Consider the following 21,997-nt stretch of genomic DNA (forward strand, 5'->3'; position numbering starts at 1 on the left):
GAGTAAAACGGTTTATTCTTAGTTTTTACTTATTCAAAATAAAACAAACGCATATTTTTATTAAACGTTATCACAATATAGCAAGTCAGCTGTTTTTTCTATTTTATTTTATGGCATGACTTGAGTTCCGGTTTGAATGGGGGAAAGCTTCCAGAAAGACATAAATAGCCTTCTGAAAGCCAACAGATGAGTTAATTATTTTTAAATACTTCAATCGCCTCTGCACGACTGGCTTTTAAATCGACAATCGGTTTTGGATAGTTGAGCTTTGAGATTTGTTTACTCGCGTATGGCTCATGGATTTGAGTGTTATCCAAATGTTTGAGTTCGGGGAGCCATTCTCTAAGAAATTTCCCGTCTGGATCGAATTTTTCCGATTGGCTGACTGGATTAAAAATACGGAAATAGGGTGCGGCATCGGTGCCCGTCGAAGCACTCCATTGCCAGCCGCCATTATTGGCCGCAAAATCACCATCGATCAAATGTTGCATAAACCATTGTTCGCCTTTACGCCAATCGATCAGTAGGTTTTTGGTCAGAAACATGGCACAAATCATACGGACACGGTTATGCATCCAGCCTATTGCCTTGAGCTGACGCATGGCGGCATCGACAATCGGAATGCCGGTTTGACCTTGTGTCCATGCTTCAAAATGCGCGTCATTGTCTTTCCATGGAATGGTTTTGGTTTGATCTTGAAAGGGCTGATGGCGCGACAGCTTTGGAAAGTCAAACATGAGTTGCTGATAAAACTCGCGCCAGAGTAACTCATTCAGCCAAACTTCCTGACCTTTATTTTCTAATAAAAACTGGCCCTGATGTTTTGCAAAAATTGCCTGTACACACTGACGAATAGACACCAGACCAATGGTCAAATACGGTGAAATACAACTGGTTCCTTCAGCGGCCGGATAGTCACGCAGCTCGTGATAGTGATTGATTTTATCTTTTATAAACGCTTCAAGACGCTTATGCGCTGCTTTTTCACCGACAGGCCAGAGGGCTTGGGTTTTTTTATCGATTTCGTCATAACCCAAGTCCGTCATGGAAGGAAGTTTTGAGTCATCTGCTTTGATTTTTGGTACATCCGACTGAGCTTCGGGTTGCGGGAAGCATTGAGGAAGACTGATATTGAGCAGTTCGTAGCAGTTTTTCTTAAATGGCGTATACACCTGATAAGGCGCGTCACTTTTATTACGAATACTGCCTAAAGTGAATAGGGTTTTATCTTGATACAGTTTTAAATCTTTTTGAATGGCATTGAGTGCTGTTTGAGCCTGATGATCCCGCTCAAGTTCGTTAATGCCTACTTCGACATTGGCATAAACATTTTCAATCTTGTAGTGCTCTACCAGCTTGACTAGCTCGTCTGGAATATCTTTCCATAATGGAATGGTGCGTACAATTAGCGGAATATTGAGTGCTGTTAAATCGTCTTTAAGCTGTGCAAGTTGACGTAAATAAAAATCGATTTTTATCGGCGCATCATCATGACGTTGCCATTGCTCAGGAGAGAAAATAACCAATGCAAGCGTTGTGCCGGCCTGTGTTGCATGCCAGAGCGCAGATTGATCGTTTAACCGAAGATCATTTCGAAACCAGATCAATTGATTCATCTGTAGACCTATTTAAAGTGTTTAAATTTATAAAGTGTGTGAAAGCGAATTGTCTTTAATCTTATAAGTAAAAAAGTGAGCGAGATGTGAAATGCTGTTTAATTTTAGTTCATGCTCTATTTTTATCATTTTTGTGTGTTGGATGCATAAAAAAAGGTAAGACCGAAGTCTTACCTTTTATACTGGATATTTCCAGCTTAGTGGTGGTGACCACCTACACCGTGAACGTGTCCGTGATCTAACTCTTCTTGAGTTGCATCACGAATTTCAACGATTTCAACTTCAAACGTTAAATCTTGACCAGCAAGCGGGAAGTTGGCATCAACAACAATGTTGTCACCTTCAACAGCTTTAACTGTAACGATCTGAACGCCGTCATCAGTTTGCGCTTGGAACTGCATGCCCGGTTGAATGTTTTCAACACCTTGGAACATTTGAGCTGGAACTTCTTGAACGAGATCAGGATTGTACTCGCCATAACCTTCAGCTGCTGGAACATTCACTGTAAATTTGTCACCAACAGCTTTACCTACAAGTGCATTTTCCAAACCTGGGATGATGTTACCTGCACCGTGCAAATAGGCAAGTGGTTCGCCTTGAGATTGGTCAAGGGTTTCACCTTCAGCATTCGTTAATTTGTAGTGGAATGAAACCACGTGGTTATTTGCAATAGCAGTCATGTTTGTTGATCCATTCAATCAATTTAAGTTCACATCATAAAGTGAAAAAGCAGATTTGTAGATTAAAAATCGCAAAATCTCACAAATTTCACATTTAAGCGTTCATTTTTTCTTAGTTGGAGACGATTTTTGGCTTTTCAATGCAATTTATCAAATTTTATTGAGTTTTCTGCTCAAAATGTCTTAATTTGAGTTGAAAATGGCATTTTTATTGAGGTTTTTGCAAAAATAAAGGCAGCCGAAGCTGCCTGAATATATCTGACGATTACAACTTAGTGCAGCGGATACAGCTTTGCTGTTTGCTGGTCATGCCCAAACAGATTAAACAAACCCTTTACCCACATAAAGAAACGTTCAAAGAAATTTGCTTCTTCGATATGCACTGTATCGTTAATCTGAATGCTGTGAATCAATTGGTTGTTTTGATAAATCTGAACCGTAGCCAAATTGATTGCTTTCATTAAAGGCGCGGTCAACTGTTGTTCATTCAGTTCTACATTAATACGCGTATTGGTGGTTTGTAAGGGTTCAATCCATTGCTTTTGACCGTTGGCCATTGGCGTAAACAAACGCTGAGAAATGTTATCAAAGTTGTTGAGATCAATTGGCTGTGCCAGATTGTAAAGCGATGTAGTCACAATGGTTGGCGTATGTGTTTCGACCTTAAACATTTTTAAGGTGGATTTCACAACAGGCAGCTCAGCAATCAATTGCTTGTTTTTGATCACTTCTTCATCACGGGTATAGGCGTAGGCCAAATTCATGAGTTTATTGGCCACTTCGGCACGTTTAAATGCATTTTTAGTGCCGAGTACCACCACAATCAGTCGACGCTCAGGCAAATCGACATTCATGGTTGGGCGCTTCGCAGTTAATGCCAAGTTAAATCCAGCAGCTTTGGTGTAACCTGTTTTCAGGCCGTCAGCAGTAGGGTCCATTTTAAGCGCCAGATTGGTCGCACGATGAAAGCGCTGCTGATAGCGAAAACTTGGAAGTTTCGAGTAATTTAAGTAATCGGGTGTTTCTTTGACAATTGCCTGTGCAAGCAGGCTCAAATCATGCGATGTAGAATAGTGATCGGTCATGGTGACACCCGCCGGGTTGGAAAAATGAGTATCTTTCATTCCCAATGCGCGTGCTTCTTGATTCATACGTGCCACAAAGTTGGGGACGTTACCTGAAATTTTTTCACCTAGACTGACTGCAGCATCGTTGGCTGACATCACAATTAAACCGGCAAGCAATTGATCGATTGAAATCTGCTCACCCGGCTTGAGATACATTTGTGATTCATCCCACATCACCATATTGACCACAGGTGTTGCCGTGAGAATGTCATTTTTGTGGAGCTTTCCTGCTTTTAGCTCTTTTAAGGTAATGTAAGCCACCATCATTTTGGTTAAGGATGCTGGTGCCCGTTGTACATGGCTGTTGTGCTCGGCAATGATTTGACCAGATTGCGCATCCACAATACTCCATGCTTCTGCCTCAACACTCTCGGGTGCAATATTAAGCAAATTTGCATGTGCAACAGATGCACATAAAAGGCTAAATAAAGAAATAATGGTCAGTATCAGTCGCACGTGTTCACCTTAGGTTGCCATCCTCTAGCAGGAAATGCCAAAACACACGCATGCTATGCCTTTTTTGGGTTCAAGGCTAGTGACTTTTGCAGACAAATAAGACAACTACGCAAGACTTTGTAAAAAAATGCTAAGCTAAGATCATCTTGCTAATTCTTATGTAGAACTATGTTGCATTATCAAATCGAATTTGACGACTATCGTCAGCATCTCGTTCATGTCACCTTACGTTTTCTTGCAGACCCCAATCAGGAGTTATGGCTTCCAACCTGGATTCCGGGCAGTTACCTGATTCGTGAGTTTGCCAAACATGTTGAGTCGGTTCGTGCATACGATGAAGCGGGTCGTATTTTACAAATTAAAAAAGAGCAAAAAAACCGCTGGAGACTGTTTAACAACGATCACGAGCTTATTACGGTTGAATATGATGTTTATGCTTTTGATCTGTCGGTGCGTGGGGCCTATGTTGATCAGACCCGTTTATACGTCAATCCAGCTTGTGTGTGTATGGGGCTTTCTAATCAAGAAGAAAAACCATGTGAAGTTGAGCTTTTTCTTCCAGATGAGCTCAAACACTTTCAGTTGGCTACGGGTTTACCTGCAAAAAGCTTGGTGAGAGGGCGCTTTACACTCAAAGCCGAAAATTATGATCAGTTAATCGATAGTCCGTTTGAATTGGCTGAACAGACGCGCTTTGAATTTGAAGCAGCAGGAATTCAGCATGAAATGGTGATTTCTGGTCAACACAATACCAATGTCGAGCGCTTAAAATCAGATTTAGAGAAAATCTGTCAGACTGAAATTGCAATTTTTGGCTCGGCACCTTTTAAAGATTACACCTTTATGGCTATGGCCACTGGCAATAGTTATGGTGGTCTTGAGCACTGTAACAGTACCAGTTTAATTATTCCGCGTACCGATTTGCCACAGCCGAATGAAGCAGAAGAACCGTCTGAAGATTACCAGCGCTTTTTGGGCTTGTGCAGTCATGAGTATTTTCATTCGTGGCTGGTCAAATTTATCCGACCAGAAACTTTTGCCCAGTATAATTTGCATCAGGAAGGTTATACGTCGTTGCTCTGGATTTTTGAAGGCTTTACATCGTATTACGATGATTTGGTCCTGCTCAGAAGTGGCGTCATTTCACAGGCATCGTATTTAAAATTACTCAAAGCACAGATCGACCGCTATTTACAAAATCCGGGAAGATTTGTTCAGACTGTGGCAGAGTCAAGTTTTGATGCATGGATCAAGTTTTATCGTCCAGATGAAAACTCCAACAATGCCGGTACCAGTTATTACAACAAGGGCTGCTTGGTTGCACTTTGTCTCGATTTAGGCCTGCGCTTACGTGGATCGAACCTCGATGCACTGCTACAAAAAATGTATGCCAATACACAAAATGGTGTTCAGGTGAATGAGCGGACCATTTTTGAATTGTGTGAACAGTTAACTGGTGATAACTGGCTTGAGCAGATTAATCATTTAATCAATACCACAGATGAATTGCCACTCGATCAGCTTTTACCTGAATTTGGTCTGAACTACAGCATTCAGGGCGACAAACAATTACCGTTTGGTATGAAGTTGGCTGACAAACTAGAAGGTGTGTTGGTACAACAGGTGAACCGTAGTGCTAGTGCAGCCAAAGCAGGCCTTTCTGCGCAAGATGTGATTGTTGCGATTGATGGTTTAAAAGCGACTGAAAAGCTATTGGCACGTTATGCCAAGGCATCGGGTGAATATGTTGTACATGCGTTTCGTCGAGATGAGCTTATGACTTTTACAATAAGTGCCGATGCGCTTGAACTACAGGAAGTTCAGTTAACTGTTGAAGATCAAAATAAACTGGATAAATGGTTAAAATTCACTGCGCCATAAGCTTATAAAAGATAAACAAATAAAAACTGGTGACAATCACTGGTTTTTATTTGGGTGTGTTTTTTGTTGCGAGCATATGCATATCATGACAACAGCCCGTAAAAAATATGAAAAATAAGAGTTTCAAACAGTTAAATTTCTCAATATGTGCAATTAAACCGATCCAAAATCTGATAGTCGAACACTATTTTTTTTCGAAATGTGGATATCACTAGATATGACGTTGACTGAACAGTCGTGACAGCGGATACTCTCAGGGTTTTTATTTAAGCTAATCGGTTTCAGGGAGTGAATCTTGATCATCGCTCCTAAAAAAACTCAATCCAAAGCAGGAGATATATATGGCTGGTGGAAAGTCAACAATCATTTACACACTGACCGACGAGGCGCCGCTATTAGCGACTTACTCACTGCTGCCGATCATTGAGACTTTTACTAAGCCTGCAGGCATAGAAATTGCAAAAAGTGATATTTCTGTAGCTTCTCGCGTTCTTGCAGAATTCTCTGATTATTTAAGTGACGAGCAAAAAGTTCCAAACAACTTGGCTGAGTTGGGTCGTTTAACTCAAGATCCAGACACCAATATCATCAAATTGCCAAACATCAGTGCCTCTGTAGCACAGCTCACTGCATGTATTAAAGAGCTTCAATCTAAAGGTTTTGCGATTCCAAACTATCCTGAGAATCCAACAACTGAAGAAGAAAAAGAAATCAAGGCACGCTATGGCAAATGTTTAGGTTCAGCAGTAAATCCTGTACTTCGTGAAGGTAACTCAGACCGCCGTGCACCTGCAGCTGTAAAAAATTATGCGAAAAAACATCCACACTCAATGAGTGAGTGGAAGCAATGGTCGCAAACTCATGTTTCGCATATGGAAGAAGGTGACTTCTACCATGGCGAAAAATCAATGACACTTGACCGTGCGCGCAACGTTAAAATGGAGTTGATCACCAATCGTGGCGAAACGATTGTACTCAAACCAAAAGTAGCGTTGAAAGACGGTGAAATCATCGACTCAATGTTTATGAGCAAAAAAGCGCTGTGCGATTTCTATGAAAAGCAGCTCGATGATTGCCGCGAAGCAGGCATCTTGTTCTCTTTACACGTAAAAGCAACCATGATGAAGGTGTCTCACCCAATCGTGTTTGGTCACTGTGTGAAAATTTACTACAAAGACGCTTTTGAAAAACATGGCAAGCTGTTCGATGAGCTTGGCATTAATGTCAATAACGGCATGGCAGGTCTTTACGAAAAAATCGAAACATTGCCAACATCGCTACGTGAAGAAATCATTGAAGATCTTCATGCATGTCAAGAACACCGTCCAGCATTGGCAATGGTGGATTCTGCAAAAGGCATCACCAACTTCCATTCTCCAAACGACATCATTGTCGATGCATCTATGCCAGCCATGATTCGTGCAGGCGGTAAAATGTGGGGTGCCGATGGCAAGCAATACGATGCAAAAGCCGTTATGCCTGAATCAACATTTGCGCGTATTTACCAAGAAATGATTAATTTCTGTAAATGGCACGGTAATTTTGATCCGAAAACCATGGGAACAGTTCCTAACGTTGGTTTGATGGCTCAAAAAGCTGAAGAATACGGTTCGCACGACAAAACTTTTGAAATCCCTGAAGCGGGTATTGCCAACATTACCGATCTTGAAACGGGTGAAGTATTGTTGACGCAAAACGTTGAAGAAGGCGATATCTGGCGTATGTGTCAGGTAAAAGATGAACCGATTCGTGACTGGGTAAAACTTGCTGTTACACGTGCACGCAACTCAGGCATGCCTGCGATTTTCTGGCTCGACCCGTACCGTCCACACGAAAATGAGCTGATCAAAAAAGTTCAAAAGTATTTGAAAGAACACGACACAGAAGGTTTGGATATCCAAATCATGTCGCAAGTGCGTGCAATGCGTTATACGCTTGAGCGCGTTGTTCGCGGTTTAGATACTATTTCGGTCACTGGTAACATCTTGCGTGACTATCTCACCGATTTGTTCCCGATTATGGAATTGGGTACTTCTGCAAAAATGCTTTCAATTGTGCCGTTAATGGCCGGTGGTGGCATGTACGAAACAGGTGCGGGTGGTTCTGCACCGAAACACGTACAGCAGTTGGTAGAAGAAAACCACTTGCGTTGGGATTCACTGGGTGAGTTCTTGGCGTTGGCAGTTTCACTCGAAGAGTTGGGCATTAAAGAAGACAATGCGCGCGCTAAACTTCTTGCCAAGACACTTGACCAAGCAACGGGTAAATTACTCGATAACGGCAAGTCTCCATCGCGCCGTACAGGTGAAATTGATAACCGTGGTAGTCATTTCTACTTATCTTTATACTGGGCACAAGCACTTGCTGCACAAGACGAAGATGCTGAACTCAAAGCCAAGTTCGAACCACTTGCAAAACTATTAAGTGAAAACGAAGACAAAATCGTGGCTGAGCTTTCAGAAGTACAAGGCAAGTCAGTGGATATTGGTGGCTATTACGCGATTGATCCAGCTAAAGTGAATGCATTAATGCGTCCAAGCGAGACCTTTAATTCTGCGCTTTCAACAGTGGCTTAAAACACTTAAAAACTAAAAAAACCGATGCCTAGGCATCGGTTTTTTTATCTGTTCAAATTTTGAAAAGATTGCTTTTCTTGTACTCAGTTACCCCGATACGTCGAGTAACCGTAAGGGCTGATTAACAGTGGAATGTGATAATGCGGCAACGAACCATCGATGACAAAGACCACGGGCACCTCTGGAAAAAAGCTACGCTGATTTTTTTGGCGAAACCATTCACCTGTTTTGAAGGTGACCCGATATACGCCTTTATCGAGAGTTTTATTTTCCGGATAAAGTGCCTCGATCCGACCGTTATCGTCGGTCGAGCCTGAGTTGATTTCGACCCATTTGTCATTTTGCTGTGCTTCTAGCACTACATTCACGTGTGCCGATGGTAGACCGGTATCTAAATTTAATACATGCACACTTAATGGGTTTTGTGCAAAAACAAATCCCGAAAAACCAAGTCCAATGAGAGGAAGCAGCTTTTTTATCATCTGATTGATCTCAATATTCAAATGGTTATGGTATCGATTCGGCATAAATTCGTGTAGTAAAAAATGTAACATCATAAAAAAAGGATGCCGAAGCATCCTGTTTTTTTAGCAGATTAACGCGCTCGGCGGCCACGACTCTTGGTGTTGGGTCTTGTGGTGCCGTTGGTCTTACGACGTGGCTTTTCACTTTCGTCCATTTGCCAAATACGAGTGGTACCTGATTTCTTTTTCGCTGGATCTTTTTTGTCGCCGTCTTTATTTTTTTGATGCAGCGGCTTGCCTCCTGTGCCACCCGGCTTTTTCACATAAGAACGCGAGCGAAATGGCTTGTCTTCAGGGACATCTTTAAAGTCTGGATAAAGTAACGGTTCAATTTCCTTTTGCTCACCCGGTTGTAGCCCCAAGCGCTCAAGATCAATTGAGCCAATTTTGGTTCGAATGAGGCGTAAAGTCGGGAAGCCTACTGTTGAGGTCATGCGACGAACCTGTCGGTTGCGGCCTTCACAAATCTGGATTTCTACCCAAGAGGTCGGAATACTGGCACGATAACGCACTGGCGGGTGACGTTCCCAGAGCCATTCAGGCTCAGAGACTTTAATGGCTTTCGCCGGAAGGGTCATGCCATCAGCCAGTTCAACACCCTTGCGCAGCTGTTCGAGTGCTTCTTCGGTAATATCACCATCTACCTGAACCAAATAAGTTTTGTACTTTTTATTGTTTGGATGAGTAATGTATTGGTTTAAACCACCATGATCGGTCAAAAACATCAGACCTTCGGAATCGAGGTCTAGACGTCCTGCAATTCGTAAATCTGGATCATTGATAAAACTTGATACGGTCGGATGCTTACTGTCTTCTCGAAACTGCGACAACACATCATATGGTTTGTTAAATACAACTATTTTCATAAAATTTACTGCTTAAATCTTTTGATGTGAAAAAGGTGAGGGAGACTTAAACTTGATCGCTCGATGCGGATGATTTAAGCACTCAGCCCATGGCTTCATGACATCGTTTAAGGGAGTGATCTAAATAACTCAGCCCCATGTCGATCTTTTTGTATGACCTGTGGCAGAGGAGAATACAAATCGAGTTGAGCATACGCGACTGATGATTTGCGTATAACCCTAGATTTGCTTAAATATTAATCGAGACCGTTCGCTGGCTTCAACCTTTGCGGGGTATTAGATGAATCAACTGACATAGGGTAACCAACCGATGTAGTGAGCTCAAAACCAATACATGGATGATAAGGCGATCAATCCTTGGCGCGTAGGTGTTTTGCTTCATGACCAAGATTATAGCGTGTGCCTGACGCAATTGCTATCTAGCAACCACATCGATGCCATAACATTAAAGATTTACAGATGGAATTGGGTAAAAAAACCACATAGTATAAGTCTTAAGATCAATCCGTAATATAATCTCGATGAAGAATTAAACAGGGTGGAGTTTAAATATCTAAATAAAAATTATATAGATAACATAATAATTTATATCAGATAATTGAAAATATTCTCCATACTATGCGGCTTTGATTGAATAAAAAAACTGGCGTGGTAGATTCACGCTATGGTCAAATAGTTGAAGTTAAACGTTTTAAATTAAATTAGGAGTAGAGGAATGAATTGGCCTCTAATCGTCAATATTCTTGTTTTTATCGCCGCTTTGCTGCTGCTTGCACAAACCAGAAAAACCAACTGGAGTTTGGCAAAAAAAGTACTGGCAGGTTTGCTGCTGGGTGTCGTATTCGGTCTGGGTTTGCATCTGATCTATGGCGGTGGAAATGTCATTCTTAAAGATTCGATTAGCTGGTTCAATATTGTGGGCAATGGTTATGTAAAATTGCTGCAAATGGTGGTAATGCCGCTGGTATTTGTTTCAATTTTAGGTGCAGTCACCAAGTTGCATGAAGCATCTGCACTGGGCAAGATTAGTTTTTATAGTATTGGAACCTTGCTGTTTACAACATTGATTGCAGCACTGGTGGGTGTTGGGGTCACCAATTTATTTGGCTTGTCTGCGCAAGGATTGGTTCAGGGTGCAGCCGAAACGGCTCGCTTAAGTGCAATTCAAACCGATTATGTGGGCAAACTGACCGATTTGACTGTGCCACAAATGGTACTGTCTTTTATTCCGAGTAATCCATTTGCAGAGCTGACAGGTGCAAATCCGACCTCAATTATTAGTGTGGTAATTTTTGCAGTCTTCTTGGGTATTGCGGCTATTCATTTAATTCGCGATGACCAAGCCAAAGGCGAACGTGTTTTGCATGCAATTCAGATCTTACAATCATGGGTGATGAAACTGGTACGTTTGGTCATGATGCTAACACCTTATGGTGTATTTGCCTTAATCACCAAAGTCGTTGCCAGTTCGAACATTGCGGATATCCTCAATTTAGGTAGTTTCTTAATTGCTTCTTATCTTGGGCTGGGCATCATGTTTGTGGTGCATGCCATCTTGTTATTGTTTGTGGGTGTTTCCCCAGCAAAATTCTTTAAGAAAGTTGCACCTGTTTTAACCTTTGCCTTTACCAGCCGTTCCAGTGCTGCAAGTATTCCGCTCAATATCGAAGCCCAGACACGTCGTTTGGGGGTTCCAGAGTCAATTGCGAGTTTTTCTGCTTCTTTTGGTGCCACAATTGGTCAAAATGGTTGTGCCGGTTTGTATCCAGCCATGTTGGCAGTGATGGTGGCGCCAACGGTTGGCATTAACACGCTCGATCCGGTTTGGATTGCAACCTTGGTGGGTATAGTCACGCTCAGTTCAATTGGAGTGGCGGGTGTGGGTGGTGGTGCAACGTTTGCTGCCTTAATTGTGCTACCAGCGATGGGCTTGCCTGTAACACTGGTGGCACTGCTGGTTTCGATTGAACCGCTGATCGATATGGGGCGTACTGCCTTAAATGTAAATGGTTCAATGACAGCCGGCATGGTGACCAGTCAGATTTTAAAACAGACCGATAAAGATGTATTTGATCGTGACGATGTCATGCTCGATCAGTCTTAAATTCAATTCAAAAAAGCTCTAGATTGTTCTAGAGCTTTTTTCTGTGCTGGTTTTTTTAAAAATACTGTATCTGTTATTTTTCTTCCTAATTGCGAAAATAGACTAAAACGAACAAGAGACGATATTCATGAAAATGTACCAAGTCGATGCATTTACACAGCATCTTTTTAAAGGAAATCCTGCTGCGGTCATTATTCGAGAAGACTGGCTTTCAGACAGCCTCATGCAATCTATCGCACTTGAAAACAATTTGTCTGAAACTGCTTTTGTAAAAGTTTTGGATCATCAGAATTTTGAAATTCGTTGGTTTTCTCCAATCAGCGAAGTTGCATTTTGTGGGCATGCCACGCTGGCCAGTGCTTTTGTATTATTTAAAGATTACACCACAGCCAAAACGCTCCAGTTTCATGTAAAAGATTTAGGCATTTTTATCGTATCGCAAGCACAAGATGGCAAGATTCAAATGAATTTTCCTGTTCGACCAGCGCAGAAACTTGACGATTACCCGGCTATCTTAGATGAAGCGCTTCAAAAGCCTTTTAAGGCTGTGTATCAAAATGCACAGGCTTATATTGTGGAATATGAAAGCGTGCAAGATGTACTCGATGAAGTGCCAGATTTTTCAAAGTTAAAAACGCTTGGGAAAACCAGAACGGCCATTACGGCGTCTCATGCCACACTGGATTTACTCATCACTGCACCAGATACACAGCAATACGATTGTGTATCACGCTACTTTGCTCCAGCTATTGGAATAGATGAAGATCCGGTCACCGGTTCGATTCACACCGCCGTAGCGCCACTTTGGGCCGAGCGTCTGGGGAAACAGGAATTGGTTGCTTATCAGGCATCGACACGTGGTGGAACATTGTATTGCCGAATTTTAGATGACCAGCGCATTGAAATTTCTGGATACGCAGTGCTGTACATGCAAAGTGACATTACACTCGACGATGCTCAGCACACTTAAGCGTTTCACTTTACAAGTTTTCGCCTGCATTTAAGTTCAGATTAAGCGTGAAAGCTACAAAAGATGTTACACTTTTGTCCAGAACCTGAGCATTCACTATGCGTATTTAAATCGGCTTGCACACTGAGAGATATGAAAATTTTTCCATCGTCGGAATATCGTGAAATTATTCAATATACCGGGTATTGGATTGTGGTTTCGATCCTGATCGGGGTCATCTCTGGGGTTTCGTCGAGTCTGATTTTTGCGTGTTTTGATCTGGCCAATAAAGTTCGCGGTGTTTATCCGTGGTTGATTTATTTTTTACCCTTTATTGGCCTGATGTTGGGCTATCTGTTTTATTACTATGGTACGCCCATCGAAAAGGGCACACACTTGCTCATCGATGAAATTCATCAGCCTAAAGCCTTTATTCCAAAGCGCATGAGTCCACTGATATTTGTCAGTGCCATCCTCACCCAGATTTTCGGTGGATCGGCGGGGCGTGAGGCACCAGCCGTTCAGCTTTCCGGTGCATTAACCGATCATCTTACCCAAGTATTTAAAGTACCACATGACAATCGCAAGATCTTTCTGATTGCCAGTATTGGCTCTGGCTTTGCCGCAATTTTCGGCTTGCCTTTGGCAGGTGCCATTTATGGGCTTGAAATTACCTCGCTTGGAAAACTGCGATATTCGGCAGTTTTTCCGTGTTTTGTTTCGGCAGTGATTGCATCGCAGGTGCCCGAGTTTTTTCATATTGTGCACCCGCATCAGTATTATGTGGTGGCGAGTTTTCCAAAACTCACCAGCGAAGTGATCATTAGCCTGATTGTTGCAGGTGTAGTTTTTGGCATCATTGCACGTATCTTTATTGCTTCGATTCATTTTGTCAGTCAGCGTTTGAATCGTCATATTACCTTCATGCCATTTCGACCCATGGTGGGGGGAATTCTTATCATGTTGATGACGCTCATGGTCGGTCAGCAAACCTTTAACGGTTTAGGCGTGCATAGCATGATTGCTTCGTTTTATCATGAGTTGCCTGTCACCGATTTTATTGGCAAGCTGATTTTCACCGCGACCACCTTGGGCTCTGGTTTTAAAGGTGGCGAAATCACGCCGTTGTTTTTTGTGGGCACAACATTGGGCAATGCTTTAGGGCAGTTTTTACCGCTACCTATCTCGCTCTTGGCGGGGCTGGGGCTAGTGAGTTTATTTGCAGGGGCGAGTAAAGCACCCTTGACTTCTATTATCTTAGCCATTGAACTTTTTGGTGTTGCGATTGCCGAGTACGCCGTGATTACCTGCTTATTGGCCTATTTGTTTTCAGGCAATTGTGGTTTGTATCGTCATCTTAATTTAAAGCTCCACGATGACTAAACCATACACTGGCTTTTGTTTCAAAAAATCACTATGAATAGCGCGGGACATTTTTTAGTATAGAGTCGATTTTTAATGATTCTTATTACGATATTTTTGGAACAATTATGTTAACGCGCTTTAAACAGCTTAGTTTTTCTTTTGTTTTACTGGGTTTTAGTACCCTCAGTTGGTCTCAAGCTGTTTTAGTGAAGTCACAACACAATATTGAAGAATATAAACTTGATAACGGCTTACGTGTTGTTTTGGCACCTAACGAAAAAGCAAATAAAGTATTTATCAACACCATTTACTTAACGGGTTCGTTGAATGATCCTAAAGGTAAAGGGGGGATGGCACATCTGCTAGAGCATTTGGCATTTAAAGGCACCCAAGATGTTCAAGGTGAAGCCTTTCAGCGCCGTCTGGATCAGTATACGCTCTCCACCAATGCGAGTACGGAGTATTACACTACACGTTACACCAATATTGTACGTGCAGATCAGCAGGCGCTGGATCAGGTGTTGTACTTGGAATCGCAGCGTATGAACAAACTGGTGCTGCAAGACAAGTATGTTCCCTCCGAGATCGAAATTGTAAAGCGCGAACGTGAAGTGCGTTTAGATCAACCTTTTGCAGTGTTGATTGATCAGATGTTTAAGGCATTTTACGGCAATCGGTATCTGGGCCGTTTGCCGATTGGAGATTTACCTGAATTAAAATCCATCAATATGCAGGAACTTGAGCAGTTCTATCGTACATGGTATGCACCGAATAATGCTGTCATGGTTATTTCGGGAAAGTTTGACAAATCTTCAATTCTTCAGACCATCGACAAAAACTTTGCTCAAATACCGTCTCGGGCTGTACCCGCACCTGTTCAGGTACCAGCATTAGATCCAGCGAAAATCCAGCCGCGACAATTTTTAGTCGAGAAGGGCAGTGATCTGGCTAAATATAATATTTATAGCAACAAGAGTGAGCCTAAATTACAACCTGCATTAGCCCTTGCACCATTTTTGTATACTATGCAGCCAAGTGGCAGTCTTTATAAAAGTATTGTCGAAACGGGCACCGCAACCAATGTGGAAGCTGCAACATGGCTTGATCAAAATTTTAATTTGGTCTTTTTGGGTGCTGTGTATTCACCTTCGCAAAATGCCACGACCGTTGAGTCGGCATTGGCCAAGCAAGTGGAGCAGTTTAAGCCATTTGATGATATTGAGCTCAAGCGTGTCAAGCAACTGATGCAGACCCAGATCGATCTGATTCAAAAAGATCCGATTGCACTTGGGTCGCGTTTAAGTGACTACATTGCTTCTACGCGAGGTGATTGGGGGCGCTACTACCAAGATGTCGATGATGTAAAAAAACTGGATACCACCACGGTCAATCAGATATATCGTGAGTTTTTTACAGCCTCACATCGTGTGGTGGGAGACATCAAACCTACGCCTGAAAGCCAGAAAAAAGCCATGGCGCAGCAAGCCGCTTCAAGCGTGAAAAAAACGCTTGATCAGCAAACTGAGGCACCTGAACCGCTCAAAGATATTTCAGAATATCAGCGTGAAATTCAGCAGTTTACTCAGCGCTCAAAACAAGAAATTGAAAGCAACGAAAAGAAAATTGTGCGGGGTCAACTCAGCAACGGCATGCAGTACGCACTGTTTCCGACTGAAACCCGAGATGATCGAACCTACGCAACATTGTCGGTCGATTTTGGTACAGAACAATCTCTTTTTGGAAAAAGTGCAATACTTGATTTAACGTCTTACTTATTGCTACGTGGTTCTGAACAATACAACTTGCAGCAAGTAGCAGACAAATCGATTGAGGCTGGTGGTAGTGCGTCAGCCGCCATGTCGGATAATGGTATGGTGATTAATATTCAGGCCAATAAAGATCAATTTAATGATTTCTTTCATTTTATAATTGAAATGATGAAAAAGCCGTCGTTTGAACAATCACAATTTGATCTGATTAAATCGCAAAGTTTGGCCAGTCTAGATCGTCCTTATACCGAGCCTGAAACGGTTGCTGCGCTCACTATGGCGCGCTTGGTTGAAACCTATAAACCTGGAGATTTACGCTACCATTTCGAACCTGAATTGGCTAAAACAGAAATTTCAAAAGCCACTCAAGCGCAAGTAAAAGCACTTTATGATCGCTTTTTTGCTATGAATCACGCACGTATTTCAGTCACTGGAGATTTCGATCCAGTGCGCATGAAACAGACGCTAAATCAGAATTTTGCAAACTGGAATAATCAAGAGCCTTATAAAAAACTGATGTCTGAATACACGGCTTATCCAGCGCAAAAAGTGCATGCTCTCTCTGAGCAACGTGAATTTGGTAACTACCAAGCACTGTTAACATTCCCTGTGGGTACAGAGCACCCCGATGCACCTGCAATGCTGGTTTTAGCGCAGATATTGGGTGATTCACAAATTTCATCGCGCTTGGCCGTTGCTTTACGTGAAAAAAATGCCTTGGTATATGGCTTTGGAAGTGATGTGGATCTCGATCCAGACCTGAACAATGGCGTATTGAGCATTAGCGCAAACTACACAGCGGGCAAGGCCGATCAGCTTTCATCGCTAATTCATGAAGTGCTGCAAGAAATGATTCAAAAGGGTGTAACAGATCAGGAAGTTGCGGCAGCAAAAGCCAATATCATGAAAAAACGCGTCACTTCACTTGAGGATGAGCGTAATATTCACCGAATGCTCAATGGGCAAATGGAATATAAAAAGACCTTAAAAGATCGTCTGAAACGTGATCAAGAGTATGCCACTATCACCAAAGCAGATGTAGATCGTGTGATTAAAAAATACATCCAGCTCGATCATTTGGTTGAAGTGATGGCCGACCAGTACGGTCAAGCACAGTCAGTTAAACGCTCTTAATTTAAACGGTATTAAAAAAGCCCCATCTGGGGCTTTTTTTAATGATTGTGTTTGTGTGCGTGAAACTCTTCATTTTTTCTAAAACGTAAGTAATTTTCGAACTGCTCACAATATTCGTCAAAGTTATCTTCAAGCATCATTTGGAATTGTTGCATCAGATACGTCATGATTTGCTCTTTGGCCTCACGCATTTCTTCGCCATCTTTAAAGTTATTTGCGGCAACCCAAGTATTAAAACGCGCAGTCGCAAATAACATTGCGGCACTGACTTGGCCACGTAGCTCAGCAGGGTCTGGCTTTTCACCTTTTTTAGGGCGGCAGAACTCATTGGCAAGTTTAATGAACTCATCCGCACGCTCAAAAAATACGGCATTTAAAGCCTCTTCTTCGGTGATATCAGCGGCATTAATCTTTTGAGACATGGTTTTTTCCAACACAAATGAGGCAAACATTATACGTGAAACCCTTGCAGAAACTAAACCTTTGTCATAGTCTTAAATAGCCTAAGCAGAGCACGAGATGATTAATGCAAGATGCCATAGCGGTTCAAAATCTCAAACAGGATATTCATCTGTTACGTCAGCATATCTGGCCACCTCAGTCGCTTGAGATGGTAGACGGCTTACCCATTTATTATGGCTTACAAGCCGATGTTGAGCGTTATTACCAGCACTGGAAAGAACTTATTGAGCGTGCACAAAGTTTATTTCAGCCGTTTATGGAAGATGAAACAATCGATGCGATTCATTTACCGAGTCATTTGAATTTGCCGCTATTTTATTTTCATGTAGATCGCATCCGGATCAATAAAACCCGTGCCAAAGAATCAAAAACTTTTCGTGGTGTAGCGAGTTTGCAACAAAAGTGCGGTCATTTTGAACTGGATCAGGTACTGGCGATGCAGGAGTGGATCAATAGTGATGATACTGCGGCATTGGTGGCACATCGAGAATTTATCGATCTCAGAACCTATGTGTTTCAGCACGGGCAAAGCGACTATACCCGAACCCGATTTTATATGAATGGCATTGTACTCGGTGTAGAGCCGCACTTTAAACTGATCGATGCAAGAGACAAGCCGCGTAAACAGCGCAATGACAGTTATTCAGACCCCATTGCGGACAATGGTGTCTGGAAAATTTTTGGAAAGTATCGTTAGGTTTTGCTCAACAATCTGGCTCTATTTGGTCTTCCAGAAAGATGGTTGCTGACGAAAGCGCTCGAGTTGTTCACTTGCGTCTTTAATCAGTTGAGATTGTTGTCCGCGGCTCCAGCCTACAGCAAACCAGTAGGTGGGGTCGTCAGTAGTCAGCGCTTCAAAGTAAGTTTCAGTCATATGCATATCATTATAATCCCCCAGAATTTCCTGAATGCTTTGCAGCTGACTCAAGTACTGGCTAACTCTTTTGCTCTTATAAAGACCTGAAACAAATTCAATGCTGTAACGTAATCGTTTGGCTCGCTTGCGTAGGCGGTGGCGTTGTTCGGTTTTCAATGAAGCAAACTTTGAGGCATCTTGAATAATTTTCTTGAGTAAGCGATCAAGTGTATCTGATGCTTGCTTTTTCAGATTTTTCTTCTTGCTTGATTTGCCATTATGAATACTAAACGCCAGCAATTGTAGCAATAAACACACATGTTCAGGTTTTTCAAATGTTTGATACGCCTTGAGCTGACCGTATTTTTCTTTCGGAAGGCTCTTAAAGGGTGCACCCGATTCAACCAGTTTTGGCAAAATCTCATCGCGAAGGACATCTTGATCACGTGATACACCCAGTTCGCGCTGAAGATCGCCAAGAGCAGCTTCCCAACTGGTATCTACATCGCTCGACCAGCGACCAAATGTTTTTAACGCGCTTCGCATTCGACGAATGGCGACTCGTGCTTGATGAATGTGTTCAGGTGCTGCGATACCTTCAGCAATAAATGCAGCATTGGGGAGCAATTGTGCCAGTGCATTGCCAATCATTTGGCGCAGTGCCATATCGTTTGACATTTTTTTATCTAAAACCAGTGCCTTCGCTTTGGTGGCTGGCGAGGTTTTCTGATTGGTCGCGAGCAGATTGCCGCGTTCAGCTTTGCTTCTCACATCGAGCCAAAGTTTATATTTTTTCACCCACTCTTGTGTAAACAAGATCAACGTTTCGGCAGAGCCAGATTTAAGTTCAAATTCGACTTCACAGATTTTTTCAGCTCGCTCTGGTGTCGAAACTTCGCCATCATCCAGACAAATTTCAATATGCGTACCATCAACCTCAACCACGCGGTAGGTGCGCTGAACATCTGTTTTAAATTGCATGCAAAGCGTTTTCGCCTGATCGCCCAGTACAGCTTGAAGTCGTTGCATCACCTCTGGATAGGCTTGAAACAAACTTAGGTCAATTTCTGGCTCAGCATTCGACTTGCCTATTTTGACTTCACATTCAATGCGTTCAAGATGTGTTTTACCTGATGCTTTAAAGGTTTGTACCCATTCCTGACCTTCCAATCGCAATCTTAAAGCTACATGCTGCTGTGCCAATAAACGATCGGGAGTATCGTAGTATTTCGCTTGTAGCCGAATTTTCTCTGCGGTCTTGGCCTTTAAGGCTTGTAAAACACTTTTTTTCTTATTTTCTGGAAGCTGAAATTTTAACTCGACTTCAATCATGATACACCTCCAACGCCTTGTTCATTCTCATCATGTCTTTAAATGAAGCATAGCATTAACGTGGCCATCTACGCTTGATGTTTGTATTGAATTCGCTCGTATCTTTTCACCTTAGATCTGCCACGCTTAGCACTACACTGTTGGCGTAAAACAGCATAAATTTCATCCGATTTTCTACATTTTTGTTTTGAAAAGGCGTATCTTGAATAAAAAAACTCAGGACACTACTCATGAATGCGCCAGTGAAGATGCACACGCCAGCTACGACTCAGCAACCCAACTTTCCCATTCGTAATTATTCCGAATTTTATCGTTTTTATCTCACCGAGCACCGTCATATGGTTAGCCGACGCCTGCATGTGGCAGGGAGTTCAATCGGATTGTATTTCTTTGCTAAAGCGATTCGTCAGCGCAAGCCGCGCTATGCACTTTATGGTTTGCTCTCAGGCTATGCCTGCGCATGGGTCGGGCATTTTGTATTTGAAAAGAATAAACCAGCGAGCTTTAAACAGCCACTGTATAGCTTTATTTCAGACTGGAAAATGTTTGCCGATGTACTCAGAGGGCAATTGAGCTTAAAACACCGTGATCATGACAAAATTCCCAGTTAAAAGTGTTGTACAGATTTTTTGATGAATTAAACGACTACGCAGTTACGAAATTTTGAGTTTTCTAGTTGATCTTTCATGTATTTCTTCTAATATCAAGATTATCTGTAGGGCTGGGATGCCTTGGCCTTTAGATTCAATAAAATAGGACATTTTTTGATGAAAAAATTAACAACAGCACTTTTACCACTTGCATTGATTGTTACAAGTTTTGGCGCACACGCAGCAACCTCAGATGGTAAATCATATGCTGTTTCGGCAGGTTGGGCGCACATTATGCCACAAGGCACTAAGCAGGGTGTAAATTCGAGCTCACAAGTTACTAATTCTTCTGTGTATAACAACTTTAACTCAGCTGCGGGCTTTGAACTAGATAACGCAGATACAGCAGAATTTAAGCTTGATTATTTGGTAAATGACAACGTAACCGTTGGTTTGATCTTGGGTGTGCCGCCTAAAGTGGATATTCAAGGTAAAGGACAATTGCTAGGTGGTGCATTAAACCTTGATAGCTTTAGCAAAGTTGGTGATGTAAAAGTTTATAGCCCAGTACTGACAGGCAAATATACATTTGGCAATATCAACAATAAGTTCCGTCCATATGTCGGTGCGGGCTTTATGTATGCCAGCTTCCGTGATTTTAAACTCAACCCTGAAGTTAGTTCACGATTGTCAGCAACAGCTGCTTCAAGTATTCGTAATGTAGATATTGACGACACAGTCGCACCAGTCGCTTTCGTTGGCGCAGATTACAATATTACGCCGAACTGGTTTGCAACGGCTTCTGTCAGCTATGTACACCTCAGCACGCATGCAAATCTCGATGTCGTCAACAATGCATCGAACGCAACTTTGGTTCAAGGTTCAAGCAAAATCGAAATTAACCCGATTGTGACTTATCTTGGTCTAGGTTACCGCTTCTAAGTCATCACGGCTTTAAAAAAACCCCGAATCATTCGGGGTTTTTTATTACGAAAATACACGTATAAAAAAAATCAATGAAAGCAAATTTGCTATACTTTACAGGTCAGTACAGTTGAGAACGAAGTTCATGCGCGGTTTATACCTTATTACCAATGATGATCCGCTTGAGTTGTTATTGGATAAACTGGAAATTGCATTATCGACTGGTCATATCGCTATTTTGCAATACCGCCGAAAAAAGGTTGCCAAAACCGATCAATATTTTGAAGTAGAACAAATTAAAGTCTTGTGCGAAGCATATCATGTACCGTTTGTGATCAACGATGATCTTGATCTGGCGGTTCGCTATGGTCTGGGCGTACATCTGGGGCAATCTGATGGTGAAATTTCAGATGCTACACAGAAATTACCGCAAGGCGTGATTATTGGTCGTACTTGTCTGAACTCCTTGGCGCTTGCAGAAAAAGCCATTCAAGATGGTGCTACCTATGTGGCATTCGGTGCAATCTACGCCACCTCAACAAAGCCTGAAGCGGGCAATGTCGGTATTGAAGTGATTCGGCAGGCACGCCAGCAGTTTGATGTGCCAATTTGTGCCATTGGCGGCTTAACGGTTGAGAATGCGCAGGTGGTGATTGAGCAGGGGGCTGACCTGTGTGCGGTGATTAGTGATATATTAGGTCGACCCGTTCAGGATATTCCAGCGCGTATTCAAGCATGGGCTGCTTTATTTGCAGCGCCGTCATCTGCTGTAAATTCATAGTCAAA

Annotated in this window: 17 protein-coding genes; 10 read left to right on the forward strand and 7 right to left on the reverse strand. The window is 42.3% G+C overall.

What is annotated here, in order from left to right; translation table 11 throughout:
- Positions 1-191 precede the first annotated feature (191 nt).
- The 3 genes from phrB to QLG00_RS09115 all read right to left on the reverse strand — a co-directional run bounded on the left by phrB (position 192) and on the right by QLG00_RS09115 (position 3,879).
- Positions 192-1,616 carry a deoxyribodipyrimidine photo-lyase gene (phrB, locus tag QLG00_RS09105; RefSeq protein WP_282470836.1) on the reverse strand — a complete coding sequence of 475 codons (1,425 nt, stop codon included), beginning with the start codon at positions 1,614-1,616 and terminating at the stop codon, positions 192-194.
- 197 nt (positions 1,617-1,813) lie between these two features.
- Positions 1,814-2,296 carry a peptidylprolyl isomerase gene (locus QLG00_RS09110; protein WP_004936362.1) on the reverse strand — a complete coding sequence of 161 codons (483 nt, stop codon included), beginning with the start codon at positions 2,294-2,296 and terminating at the stop codon, positions 1,814-1,816.
- A gap of 272 nt (positions 2,297-2,568) precedes the next feature.
- Positions 2,569-3,879 (reverse strand): D-alanyl-D-alanine carboxypeptidase PBP6B, encoded by a 1,311-nt coding sequence (locus QLG00_RS09115; protein ID WP_004936366.1) that lies wholly within the window; start codon positions 3,877-3,879, stop codon positions 2,569-2,571.
- Between the two features lie 168 nt (positions 3,880-4,047).
- Between QLG00_RS09115 and QLG00_RS09120 the strand changes: the two genes are divergently transcribed.
- Both QLG00_RS09120 and QLG00_RS09125 read left to right on the forward strand, forming a co-directional pair.
- Positions 4,048-5,760, forward strand: coding sequence for a M61 family peptidase (locus tag QLG00_RS09120; protein WP_282470837.1), 1,713 nt, complete (start codon positions 4,048-4,050; stop codon positions 5,758-5,760).
- Positions 5,761-6,101: 341 nt separating this feature from the next.
- Positions 6,102-8,336 carry an NADP-dependent isocitrate dehydrogenase gene (locus QLG00_RS09125; protein ID WP_004946371.1) on the forward strand — a complete coding sequence of 745 codons (2,235 nt, stop codon included), beginning with the start codon at positions 6,102-6,104 and terminating at the stop codon, positions 8,334-8,336.
- Between the two features lie 83 nt (positions 8,337-8,419).
- Here the strand turns inward: QLG00_RS09125 and uraH are convergent, their stop codons facing one another.
- Entirely contained in the window at positions 8,420-8,818 is a 399-nt protein-coding gene (uraH, locus tag QLG00_RS09130) for a hydroxyisourate hydrolase (RefSeq protein WP_004936374.1), read from the reverse strand.
- 113 nt (positions 8,819-8,931) lie between these two features.
- Positions 8,932-9,726, reverse strand: a complete 795-nt coding sequence (locus tag QLG00_RS09135) for an rRNA large subunit pseudouridine synthase E (protein ID WP_004936377.1) — start codon at positions 9,724-9,726, stop codon at positions 8,932-8,934.
- 715 nt (positions 9,727-10,441) lie between these two features.
- Between QLG00_RS09135 and QLG00_RS09140 the strand changes: the two genes are divergently transcribed.
- The 4 genes from QLG00_RS09140 (at position 10,442) to QLG00_RS09155 (ending at position 17,047) form a co-directional block, all read left to right on the forward strand.
- Complete coding sequence (locus QLG00_RS09140) at positions 10,442-11,830, forward strand: L-cystine transporter (RefSeq protein WP_004936381.1); 1,389 nt, start codon at positions 10,442-10,444, stop codon at positions 11,828-11,830.
- Positions 11,831-11,957: 127 nt separating this feature from the next.
- On the forward strand, positions 11,958-12,800 hold the full coding sequence (locus tag QLG00_RS09145) for a PhzF family phenazine biosynthesis protein (RefSeq protein ID WP_282470838.1): 843 nt from the start codon (positions 11,958-11,960) through the stop codon (positions 12,798-12,800).
- 132 nt (positions 12,801-12,932) lie between these two features.
- On the forward strand, positions 12,933-14,162 hold the full coding sequence (locus tag QLG00_RS09150) for a voltage-gated chloride channel family protein (protein ID WP_004936385.1): 1,230 nt from the start codon (positions 12,933-12,935) through the stop codon (positions 14,160-14,162).
- A gap of 107 nt (positions 14,163-14,269) precedes the next feature.
- Complete coding sequence (locus QLG00_RS09155; RefSeq protein ID WP_282470839.1) at positions 14,270-17,047, forward strand: pitrilysin family protein; 2,778 nt, start codon at positions 14,270-14,272, stop codon at positions 17,045-17,047.
- A gap of 38 nt (positions 17,048-17,085) precedes the next feature.
- On the opposite strand, the gene QLG00_RS09160 is transcribed toward QLG00_RS09155, so the two are convergent.
- Positions 17,086-17,469, reverse strand: coding sequence for a DUF3144 domain-containing protein (locus QLG00_RS09160; protein WP_076033579.1), 384 nt, complete (start codon positions 17,467-17,469; stop codon positions 17,086-17,088).
- Positions 17,470-17,573: 104 nt separating this feature from the next.
- Between QLG00_RS09160 and QLG00_RS09165 the strand changes: the two genes are divergently transcribed.
- Entirely contained in the window at positions 17,574-18,206 is a 633-nt protein-coding gene (locus tag QLG00_RS09165; RefSeq protein ID WP_282470840.1) for a hypothetical protein, read from the forward strand.
- Between the two features lie 21 nt (positions 18,207-18,227).
- Here the strand turns inward: QLG00_RS09165 and QLG00_RS09170 are convergent, their stop codons facing one another.
- Positions 18,228-19,697, reverse strand: a complete 1,470-nt coding sequence (locus QLG00_RS09170) for a CYTH and CHAD domain-containing protein (protein WP_151977333.1) — start codon at positions 19,695-19,697, stop codon at positions 18,228-18,230.
- Between the two features lie 230 nt (positions 19,698-19,927).
- Here QLG00_RS09170 and QLG00_RS09175 point away from each other — a divergent pair, with 230 nt between their 5' ends.
- The 3 genes from QLG00_RS09175 to thiE all read left to right on the forward strand — a co-directional run bounded on the left by QLG00_RS09175 (position 19,928) and on the right by thiE (position 21,992).
- Positions 19,928-20,308 (forward strand): DUF962 domain-containing protein, encoded by a 381-nt coding sequence (locus tag QLG00_RS09175; protein WP_212515451.1) that lies wholly within the window; start codon positions 19,928-19,930, stop codon positions 20,306-20,308.
- Positions 20,309-20,464: 156 nt separating this feature from the next.
- Positions 20,465-21,229, forward strand: coding sequence for an OmpW family outer membrane protein (locus QLG00_RS09180; RefSeq protein WP_282470841.1), 765 nt, complete (start codon positions 20,465-20,467; stop codon positions 21,227-21,229).
- Positions 21,230-21,356: 127 nt separating this feature from the next.
- A complete protein-coding gene (gene thiE, locus QLG00_RS09185; RefSeq protein ID WP_004936400.1) occupies positions 21,357-21,992 on the forward strand; it encodes a thiamine phosphate synthase in 636 nt (211 codons plus the stop codon).
- Positions 21,993-21,997 lie beyond the last annotated feature (5 nt).

Source organism: Acinetobacter sp. V89_7 (assembly GCF_029967895.1).
Classification (GTDB): Bacteria; Pseudomonadota; Gammaproteobacteria; order Pseudomonadales; family Moraxellaceae; genus Acinetobacter; species Acinetobacter soli.